This is a genomic window from Hymenobacter agri (assembly GCF_054778495.1).
In genome coordinates, this window is record NZ_BAAGZM010001057.1 from 1 (window position 1) to 924 (window position 924).

Consider the following 924-nt stretch of genomic DNA (forward strand, 5'->3'; position numbering starts at 1 on the left):
ACTTCGGCCGTGCGGCGGGCCACCTGGGCTTCGAGGCGCTCATTTTCGGAGGCCAGCAGCGCCTGCTTTTCGGCCTGCTGGGCCTGCGTCTGGGCCGACAGCTGCTGCACCTGGCGCAGCTTCACGAGCAGCAGCTCGCTGTTGGTGGCAAACTCGCGGGCCAGAAACAGCGAGATGCCCAGCGCCGGCAGCAGCGCCATAAGCGACACCAGCGCCGCCGACAGCCGGTCCTTGATGCGCTGCTGCGTGATGATGTGCAGTGCATAGGCCCCGGCGCACAGCAATGCCCCCGCGTAGCCGGCGGCAATGAGGCGGGCCCCGCGCTGCTGCTGGCGCAGGCCGCGCATGGTGAGGCGCAGCTGCTCGGCACTGGCCAGCGCCACGAAGCTGAAGAAGGCAAACGAATAGGTGGTTTTTACCGAAAATGAGGTGAGCTGGGTGAACTCACTCAGCAGCAGACACACCACCAATGCCCACCACAGCCCGGCATACAGGCGCCCGGTCTGGAAACCGAACAGCGCATAGAGGGCCCGCACGGCCCACACGTAGCTCAGCAGGATGAAGGTATCGGCGCCGATACCCAGCGCCAGCGAGGGCACCATGCCCTGCACCTGCCAGCCCTGATACAATGCCCCGAAGCCCAGCGCCGCCGTGCCCGCGTAGTAGGCAAAATACAGGTTGGCCCGCTGGGCGGGATTGTAGCGCCGGAAAAACAAATGCAGCAAGCTCAGCAGCAGAAATACGGCGCCGGCGGCGAAGTAATCGGTAGGCGCCACGGCCCGCTCGACGTTGCGACGCAGCAGGCCCGGCAGCCCCGTGATGCGCACCCGCAGAAAGTTGATGTTGTCTTTGAACCAGCCCAGCGGCGGCCAGGGCGCAAACCGCACGGCCAGCACCTGCTCGGCCGGCCCGGCGAAGTGCACC

The 924-nt window shown here is 66.5% G+C and carries 1 pseudogene; it reads right to left on the reverse strand.

Going from position 1 to position 924, the window contains the following annotated elements:
* A pseudogene (locus ACYVDE_RS24435) lies at positions 1–924 on the reverse strand (hypothetical protein); the annotation flags it as partial.